The sequence below is a fragment of the Peptoniphilus indolicus ATCC 29427 genome (assembly GCF_000227315.1).
In the GTDB taxonomy this organism is placed as follows: Bacteria; Bacillota; Clostridia; order Tissierellales; family Peptoniphilaceae; genus Peptoniphilus; species Peptoniphilus indolicus.
In genome coordinates, this window is sequence record NZ_JH165064.1 from 16801 (window position 1) to 25787 (window position 8987).

Here is an 8987-nt window from a genome sequence, read left to right on the forward strand (position 1 = left end):
ACAATAGATGTTAGATTTATAAAAAGAAAAAAGAGAGATAATAGACGATAGCTCCATTAATCGATTAACTTATTGGATATTTTATCTTTTTAGGTCTCACATCATTTACAAGTGTATAATTATTAAACTTATTATCTCAATGCTAAAAAGGAATGTAGTGCTCTGCAAAACTTTATATATCTCTAATCTATATTTTAATATTCTACATCCCGCCCCCCAAAAAATTAAACTCATACAAAATTTTAATTAGCTCATGGATAATTTTGATTCCATTATAATTCTTTCCGGTATATCTTGTTCCATTTCCCAAACAATTTCTATTGGTTGAGAACCTTTATAGCTATACATTTTTGCTTTTCCTATAAATGTGTATGGTTTCGTTGAGCCGTATTCTTTTTTATTATCTCTCACAAAGAGTAAAACTTTATGACTTGTATCTCTCGATATATATCTTTGTCCTGTCGGACTGCTTATTGATGTTGTACTTTGAGATTCCCAATTAAAATACTTAGAACTTATTGCGTAGTCGTTATACATTGTAGTTGGTAAATAATCATCTTCATTTTTATTTATCGTTATAAAGAACAAATCTGTATTTGAATCTTTTACATATAAAGTTCCTTCTCTTAAAGGATGCCTGTGCTTTTCATCTGATTTACCTACAGCTGCTGTTATCTGATCTAAAAAATAATCTCCATATAATTCTAAAGGAATGCCGTCTTCATTATACTCAATTTCTTTTCTATCAATTTTTTCTAATTTGTAGTCCAATATTTCTATAAATTCTTTTACCAGTAATGGCTCTTTATTTTTTAATTCAGAAATACTTTTTTCATAAGAAACTTCCGGTTCTTTATTGAAAAGTGTGTAATAAAACATTCCCATTCTTCTCTTTTTAATTTCACTGCCTAACTCAAAATCGTAATCACTACTCAAAACTTTTTTTGAAAATTTTATTAACTCCTTAGAGTTCATATTAGATAGCCTTTTCAATGAAATATCATACTGTTTTTTGTGGTCATAATTATCTATATAACCAGCAGAACACATAAGTTCATTAAAAGAAGTTTTTGTGTAAAATTGCTTTATGTCTATTCCGTATGAATTAATAAAATTCTTTAAATTTAATTCCAAATCAAAATTATTTTTGAAATTTATTAACATCCTTTTTAAATTTGTGTTATTTAAAATGGTAGATTGAATATTGTCGAGTACATACTTCATAGCTTGTTTTTCAAATTTTATATGACAGCCTGCTGGTAAGTTTGGAAACTCCTTTTTAATTTCTTTTTCAATACTACCCTTGCTCTTTCCTATCAATGCTCTTAATTTAAAAGAGAAATCATAATTTTTATTAGCCTGTCCTACATAATCTAAAACTGTTAGCACATCTTTATTTTCAGATAGTCTCAACCCTCTACCAAGTTGTTGGATAAAAACAGTTAGTGACTCGGTTGGTCTCAAAAACAAAACTGTATCAATTTCCGGGATATCTACTCCTTCGTTAAATAAATCAACTGTAAATATACATCTTATTTTACCTTCTTTTAATGAATTTATAGCACTATTTCTCTCATCCTTACTACTTTTAGAGTGTAACGCTATAGATTTAATCCCTGCTATGTTAAAAGAATTCGCCATATATTCTGCATGGTCTATACTTACACAAAAACCTATTGCTTTAAAATCTTCTATATCTTTTAAATATCTTTTTAGCGAATCAATTATAACTTGAACTCTTTGTTTTGACTTAGTGAAAACATTAGTTAACTCAGCTACATCATATTTCCCCTGTTTCCACTTCATATGACTTAAATCAACCGGGTCAGTTACTCCAAAATAGTGAAATGGTGTTAAAAGTTTTTGACTTATTGCATCGTATGACAAAAATGACAATCAAAAGCTGACAAAATTGTAACTCCAAGTTCAAACAAATTCAGATCTTCCCTTACATACAATACCCTATAAAATCTTTTTGGAGCATCCACACTACTCACTTTAATTTTTTTATAATTCATAGTTCCTCCTAATTATTTGTTACTATACAATATACAATTAAATATCTAATTGTATTATGTCTAACATTTTTGATAATTGCGAATCAGATTTTTCAAACTAATAATATATTTCTTCACACAGTTTCCTCTCGCTATTTTCAAGCTTTCTATCCTTTACAAATTGAAAATTGTTTATTATGATACTCATCTATTTTGTATATATATTAATTCAGAAGTTGTTTAAAAAACTTTTCATTCTTTGATTCCCTAACTTTTTTCCAAAGGATAGCTGAAACTTTCAACTTATTAGAATAATTATTACTGCATTCATCCGTACAAAATTCTTTTAGAAATTGATTCCATTGACAATCCAAATTATCATATTTGGCGTAATCTGACTCTCCATAATATATTTTAATCATATCTTGGATCGTAAATTTTATATCGTTATCCTTCTTTATTTTTCTCTCATCAGTTACCATATCGGCATTAAGTTTAAACGGGCTAATGCCTGTTACAGATGAAAAATAATTTCTAAATTTTTGGTATTTTATTTACTTAGTTTGCGCAACCCTTGTCATCAAAACAACAGACTCACGGTGCGTTGTCTTTTGCTTGGGAACATAATTTTTTATCCTCGTCATTCTTGTAGGAGCACAATTTATTAATGTCATTGTCTTTAGCATTTTTTCTTTTATCTTTAAAGTTATTAGAATCTTGATTATCTTTAATTCCTGTTTTGAAGTAGAATGTCAGGTCATATGGGTGGACTGTTCCGTCTTTGTCAATTCTTCCAACCACGACTTTATCAACTATGCTTTCAAATACTGTTCTGTTAAATTCTTCTATAATTCCTTTGTTTTCTAAGACCTTTTTAAATTACTTTAGTCTTTCTTTAATAAAGTTTTCATCTTTTATTGTTAGCTCTAGGGTTTTCTTTTCATCGAGTAATTCTTCTTTTTGTTTTATCAGTTTTTTATATTTTTTAGCATAAACTTCTTCGTCTATACTGTCTTCTAAATGAAGATCAACTAACTTTCTTTCTTGGCTAATGATTCTATTTAATTGGTTTTCTATCTTTTTCAAATCTCTGACTAAAGTATTATCATTTATTTCTTCTTCAACAATTTTTAAAAAGTCATCTATTACTGTTGAATCTGCATGGCATAATTGCCTATAGCTTTCAACAAATGTTTTTTCTATTGCTGCTTCTTGTATTCCTTTTGAATGAGGGCAATATTTTTTACCTTTTTTAGTTGACCTTACACATTGCCAGTTAATTTTTTTATAAATTGAACTAGTGTGCCATGTTCTTCTTGAAAGTATTTCACCACAAAATCCACATTCCAGCATACTTGAAAAAGCGTATTGTCTTGATAGTTTTTCTCTTTTTCTATCCTTGTTAGCAATAGTGTTTCTGTTTTGTGCTCTCCTGAGTCTAATCTCCTGTGCCTTTTCAAAGTCTTCTCTTGATATAATTGGCTCATGATGATTTTCAATATGATATTTATCAGATTCACCAAAGTTTGCTAGTCTTCTTTTTGTTATGGGATCAACTGTGAAGGTCTTTCCCATTAGTATATCTCCAATATACTTTTCATTTTTAATTATTCCTAACACTGTAGTGTCAGACCATTTTGTTTTACCTCTAGGGGTGAGATATCCTTGCTCTTCTAGTTCCCTGCCAATGACTGAGCCGCCATTGCCCTCTAAATATCTTTTAAAGATGTATCTAACAATCTTAGCTTCTTCTTCATTTATAGAGATGCTTTTTGTTGTAGGATCATAGTCGTATCCAAGGCAACCTTGAAAACCAATAAGCTCCCCCTTTTCCATTTTCATTTTTAGTCCTTTTTTTACATGGGCTGAGGTATTTTCTACTTCTTGTTGAGCTACTGAACTTAATATTGTTAGTAATAGCTCTCCATCCATTGTCAAAGTATCTAATGTATTTCTAACAAATCTTGATATAGATTTAGTGATTATCATGTATATATCTCCATTTTGACAATCGCTTATTAGTCTCATGAAATCTGCTCTTTTAGTAGCAGTTGTTCCTGTTGTTGCTTCATCTGCGTATATACCAGCCAAAGTCCAGTTTTTATTATTTTTTATTAGATTCGTATAATAATCAACTTGCGATTTATATGATTCAAGTTGGTCTTTACTATCTGTACTTACTCGACAATATGCTGCAACTCGTTTTAAATCTATATCTAGTGCATTTCTATTTCTAGCTCCTGTATTTGAAGCTTTAATTAATTTTACTTTAGTATTCATTTTACCTCCTTCCCATTTTGTATCTTTCTACAGTGTTATTATATCGCAAGATTAATTACTTTCTATTCATCTTCTTATAATCATTTTCTAACCTGTTCTTAATTTTTGTATATTCCTTCTCATTAATTAATCTAAGATCATAAAGCCTACATAACATAGCAACTCTCATACTATAAATCTTTATTGCTTGCATTTTAACCTCCTATATAAGTTAATTTTTTACCTTGATAAGTGAATTAAATTTGAAATATGCTAATCTCACATAATCAATTTCAAGAGTATTCACACTTCAAAGTATTTTGATTTTTATAGAAAGATGACAAAATACCCCTCACTTTATAAAGTGAAATTTGCCCTCTTTGGTAACCAGATTTTTTGTTTTTCTATAGTATTTTTGAGTTTTAATGATTAATTTGAACATAAAAAGAGGACTCATGCTATTAGGCATAAATCCTCTTTTCTAAATTTTACTGTTTAAAGACTTTAATATTTCTTTATATCAATTATTTAATTTCCATGATTCTGCCTTAGCTTTTGCATTGATAAGGTCAGAATAAAGTCCATTATTTTTGATCAGTTCTTCATGATTACCACGTTCTACTATTTCTCTATCTTTTAAGACTAAAATCTGGTCAGCATTTCTAATTGTCTTTAGTCTATGAGCAATCATTATTACTGTCTTATTTTTTGTTAATGATTCTATTGCTTCTTTAAGCTTATCTTCATTTTCCGGGTCTATATTTGCTGTTGCTTCATCAAAGATTATGATGTTCGCGTCTTTTAGCATGGCTCTGGCTATGGAGATTCTTTGTTTTTCTCCACCAGATAGGCTTGCTCCACCTTCCCCAATGATAGTGTCATATCCTTCTGGTAAAGCTTCTATAAATTCATGGCACCTTGCCTTCTTTGCAGCTTCTACAACTTCTTCATGGCTTGCATTTTGTTTTCCAAATTTTATATTGTTTTCAATTGTATCTTCAAAGAGATAGACGTCTTGAAATACCATGGAAATAGAATTCATTAAGTTTTCTATCTTATAGTCCTTAATATTCTTTCCACCTATGAAAATTTCTCCAGAGTTTATATCCCAAAATCTTGCAATAAGATTACAAAATGTAGTCTTGCCAGATCCAGATGGTCCTACAATAGCAGTCATGGTATTTTCTTTTATCTCAGCTGATACGTTTTTTAAAATTTGTCTATCATCATAGGAAAAAGAAATATTTTTAAAGGCTATATTGTGATTTTTTATAGGCTCTGAAACCTCTCCTTCTTCCATATCTTCCATATCATTTACATAGGAATAAGAATCTATTGCATTCTCAACCATTCTTAGCATTGCCATAGCAGATCCAGATGTAATAAGCCCGTCAAATATTACAAAACTTGCTATAAGTATCATAATAGTATTGACTATTTGACCATTTTCAACAAAATATAATTTTATTGAAATAAACAACATCAAACAAATTGTTATAGCTATTATGATTTTAGCTAATAAACTATATGGCATTATAGTTTTTTCTAAATCAAAAGAATATTCACTAGCACCATCAAAGCTCTTGTCAAGTTTTTTATTATTACTTCCTCGTAGATTATATGATTTTATAATTTGCATTCCTTGTAATGTTGATAAGACTTCTTTGGTAAGTGATACCTGAATCTCATGAATCTTATCTGCATTTTTACTTGACCTTTTTTGCATACGAGCAATGATCATTAAAAATACAATAGAACCAACTATTGCTACAATACCTACCTTATAAGAAAACAAAAATAAGGATAAGATAAAAACAATAGCATTAAGCATGCCACCGAAAACCATAATACACAAAGTTGGAACCCAAGTCTCTACATTATCTAAGTTAGTAGTCGCAATAGTTGTTAAATTTCCTAAACTTAAACTTGAGAAGAATCCCATGGGAACTTTTTTTATTTTTTCACCTAATTCAATTCTCTTGTGTCCAGCCATAAAATATCCGGCATGTGTTTGTTTGAGCATAGAGGAATTTTTTGAAATAATTACTCCGGCTATACTAATTAATAAAAATAAACTTGATATTCCTATTGTTTTGAAGCTTATATCCTTGTTTACTATCCCAAAAATCGCATAATAAATGGCTGCAAATTGTAGAGCATTAAAAATAGAACCGAAAAAATTAGCAAAGATTGATTTTTTTATATACACTTGTTCTTCAATAGAAAAATTCCATATTTTTTTAAAAACACTAAGCATTTTCTTCTCCTTTCAAGGCAGTTTCCCAAAGATCGTGATAATCTTTTGATTCCTTCAAAAGCTCTTCATGACTTCCTTTACATGCAAGTTCTCCATTTTTAATTACAAATATATTATCTACATCTGTTATTGTCTTTAAACGATGGGCAATTATAATTAGAGTTTCCCTTTGACCAATTCTGATATTGCATCTTGAATCAAGGCTTCATTTTCAGGATCGATATAAGAGGTAGCCTCGTCTAAAATAACTATTGGAGCATTCTTTATCATAGCTCTTGCAATTGATATTCTTTGCCTTTCTCCTCCAGATAAATGTTTGCCAGCTTCTCCTACCCTTGTATCATATCCATCTGACAAGTTCATTATAAAATCATGGCAGGCTGCTTTCTTACATACCTCAATTATTTCCTCATCACTGGCATTTTCATTTCCTATCCTGATGTTATCTTTAATTGACATATCAAAAAGAAAATTATCTTGTGCTACATAGGAAATAATAGTAGATAGCTTTTCAAGGGACATATCTTTAATATTTACATTTCCTATACTTATAGAACCACTATCTACGTCCCAAAATCCTGAAATTAGTTTTGCAATAGTCGACTTACCTGAACCCGATTCACCTACTAAAGCATTCACACTTCCTTCTTCTATGTTTAAATTTATATTGCTTAGGACTTGCTTGTCTTTTTCATAAGAAAAATCTACGTTTTTCATCTCTATATTATGATTTTTTATATCTAAATTTGCATTTTTATGAGATAGTTCTCTCGCATAAAGTATATTTTTAATCTCCTCGAAAATAGTTGACATTCTTCCAATATCATCTTCAAAAGTCATTACTCTCATAATATTTTGGATAGTCCCAAAAGAAAGAATTATCAATGTTAAAAATACACCACCATCTAGTGAACCATTCATACAGAAATATAAACCAAATGGTATAATTGTCAAAATACCAACTGGAGCAATAGACATACTTATCGCATAGTCTCTTGTATTTTCTCCCATCCAATTATAATAGTAATTTGCCTTTTTATACACATTGTCCCTGTATTTTCTATAAGATTTTTCGCCTTGATTAAATGTTTTAATAACCTCTATTCCATTTATATATTCAACCACGGAATTATTCATATCTTGGCCAATTTTAACTGCTTGTGGAAACTTTACCTTCATTCTTTTCATCGGCCCTGCCATAAAAAATCCACCAATAACTAATGGAATTAAAGATATTAAACTTAGTCTATAATCTAAAATTAACATGTAAACAAATAATATTATAGGTCCGACTAAATTAGCTGTCATCTCAGGAATCATATGAGCCAATGTTGTTTCAGTATTATCAACTTGATTTACAATTATGTCTTTTAACTTACCGGTAGACTCATTCAATATGTCTCCTAGTGGCATATTAAATAATTTTTCCATAAGACTTTTTCTTATATCTCGTATTATTTGATAGGCTGTTTTATGAGAAATCATTGTTGACAAAAACATAAACACTTCTTTGATTATAAGACATGAAAGTATCAAGAAAATTTTATTTATATAGTAATGAAAATCTTGGCTACCATCAATTAATGATATAATCATCTTACTTAGAATAATATATACAAAAAGATTTGAAATTACTCCAAGTATTGCAAATAACACAGAAATAAAATATGGTGTTTTATTTCTCTTAATGTATTTTTTAATAGATCCATAAATTTAACTCCTTTCGTCATCTTTTTTTCATAACATTTGTAAAATAAGTCTCTATAATTTCAGTTAGATATTTCTTATTTTTTACAAAATTCTCACGTGCATTCAAAATTTCGCAAGCCATCAATCCAGAATTCATAATATTAATCATAAATTCAAATATTTCATCAGAAGGTAACTCGTTAAACAAAGTAGAAAACAATTCTTTAAATACTTGTATGGACTCTTTTTTTATTTTCACATATAGTTCTTTCAGATCATCATTTTCTTTTAACTCACATAAAAACATAACATAAAGCTTTACATAATCACTATCTGCAAGTATCTTGTCTATAATCATTCTCGAAAACAACTGTGGACTTAATATTAATCCTTCGTCATAACTTGATTTTTGAACAATATCTTTTCTATTTAAATTACCTTCCATCATAATGTCGTATAAGATTTCATGCGTAGAACCATAATGATGATACAAGCCACCTCTAGAAAGCCCAGTAGCTTCCATAATGTCATTCATAACTGTATTTCTAAATCCCTTATCCAAAAAGACTTTAATAGCTGCTTGTCTAATCTGCTTTTTTCTTTCATCAGCTTCCATTTTCATTTCAAAAATAACCTCCAAGCCGACACTCTTGTCGGTATTATTGTATCAACTCTGATAATCATTGTCAATAGCTTCGCTTATACTTCTTTATTAATTTTTTTAAATGCGGTATAATTAATAAAACCTAATAAACGCTTAACGCTTATAACTTTAATAGCTTTAA

The 8987-nt window shown here is 29.2% G+C and carries 5 protein-coding genes and 3 pseudogenes; all 8 read right to left on the bottom strand.

Annotation, left to right across the window (positions count from 1 at the left end):
- Positions 1 to 246 precede the first annotated feature (246 nt).
- The 8 genes and pseudogenes from HMPREF9129_RS07680 to HMPREF9129_RS07705 all read right to left on the bottom strand — a co-directional run bounded on the left by HMPREF9129_RS07680 (position 247) and on the right by HMPREF9129_RS07705 (position 8824).
- Complete coding sequence (locus HMPREF9129_RS07680) at positions 247 to 1896, bottom strand: DUF3427 domain-containing protein (RefSeq protein ID WP_218916030.1); 1650 nt, start codon at positions 1894 to 1896, stop codon at positions 247 to 249.
- Positions 1869 to 2018, bottom strand: coding sequence for a hypothetical protein (locus HMPREF9129_RS11475; RefSeq protein ID WP_004822232.1), 150 nt, complete (start codon positions 2016 to 2018; stop codon positions 1869 to 1871). The genes HMPREF9129_RS07680 and HMPREF9129_RS11475 overlap by 28 nt, the downstream gene beginning before the upstream one ends.
- A gap of 203 nt (positions 2019 to 2221) precedes the next feature.
- Positions 2222 to 2536: pseudogene (locus HMPREF9129_RS12460) on the bottom strand (hypothetical protein); the annotation flags it as partial.
- Positions 2537 to 2591: 55 nt separating this feature from the next.
- Positions 2592 to 4277, bottom strand: a pseudogene (locus tag HMPREF9129_RS07690) (recombinase family protein).
- Between the two features lie 55 nt (positions 4278 to 4332).
- Positions 4333 to 4470: a hypothetical protein gene (locus HMPREF9129_RS11745; protein WP_004822239.1), complete on the bottom strand. Its 138-nt coding sequence runs from the start codon at positions 4468 to 4470 to the stop codon at positions 4333 to 4335.
- Positions 4471 to 4776: 306 nt separating this feature from the next.
- On the bottom strand, positions 4777 to 6513 hold the full coding sequence (locus HMPREF9129_RS07695) for an ABC transporter ATP-binding protein (protein ID WP_004822241.1): 1737 nt from the start codon (positions 6511 to 6513) through the stop codon (positions 4777 to 4779).
- Positions 6506 to 8226: pseudogene (locus HMPREF9129_RS07700) on the bottom strand (ABC transporter ATP-binding protein). The gene HMPREF9129_RS07695 and the pseudogene HMPREF9129_RS07700 overlap by 8 nt, the downstream one beginning before the upstream one ends.
- Before the next feature lie 13 nt (positions 8227 to 8239).
- A complete protein-coding gene (locus HMPREF9129_RS07705) occupies positions 8240 to 8824 on the bottom strand; it encodes a TetR/AcrR family transcriptional regulator (protein WP_004822245.1) in 585 nt (194 codons plus the stop codon).
- Positions 8825 to 8987: the final 163 nt, after the last annotated feature.

What these genes read in the sequence shown, in the direction of transcription:
- HMPREF9129_RS07695 (WP_004822241.1), bottom strand. Translation starts at nt 6,513, where the DNA reads ATGCTTAGTGTTTTTAAAAAAATATGGAATTTTTCTATTGAAGAACAA.
- HMPREF9129_RS11745 (WP_004822239.1), bottom strand. Translation starts at nt 4,470, where the DNA reads ATGCAAGCAATAAAGATTTATAGTATGAGAGTTGCTATGTTATGTAGG.
- HMPREF9129_RS11475 (WP_004822232.1), bottom strand. Translation starts at nt 2,018, where the DNA reads ATGAATTATAAAAAAATTAAAGTGAGTAGTGTGGATGCTCCAAAAAGA.
- HMPREF9129_RS07705 (WP_004822245.1), bottom strand. Translation starts at nt 8,824, where the DNA reads ATGAAAATGGAAGCTGATGAAAGAAAAAAGCAGATTAGACAAGCAGCT.